The sequence below is a fragment of the Bradyrhizobium sp. Kon37 genome (genome assembly GCF_055807535.1).
Window position 1 is genome coordinate 1 of sequence record NZ_JBVVOY010000225.1, and the last position, 297, is coordinate 297.

The 297-nt window shown below is 54.9% G+C and carries 1 protein-coding gene; it reads left to right on the plus strand.

The genetic code is table 11. The annotated features are described in order from the left end of the window. On the plus strand, nt 1-297 hold a 297-nt coding region (gene wrbA, locus AC0L3J_RS37910; RefSeq protein ID WP_473350521.1), incomplete at both ends, for an NAD(P)H:quinone oxidoreductase.

A 297-nucleotide genomic window follows, 5' to 3' on the forward strand; every position in this document is an offset into this window, starting at 1 on the left:
GTGCAAGCAAAGTGGATGGCGCTGAAGTTGTCGTTAAGCGTGTACCGGAAACCATGCCGCCGCAATTATTTGAAAAAGCAGGCGGTAAAACGCAAACTGCACCGGTTGCAACCCCGCAAGAACTGGCCGATTACGACGCCATTATTTTTGGTACACCTACCCGCTTTGGCAACATGTCCGGTCAAATGCGTACCTTCCTCGACCAGACGGGCGGCCTGTGGGCTTCCGGCGCACTATACGGAAAACTGGCGAGCGTCTTTAGTTCCACCGGTACTGGCGGCGGTCAGGAACAAACCA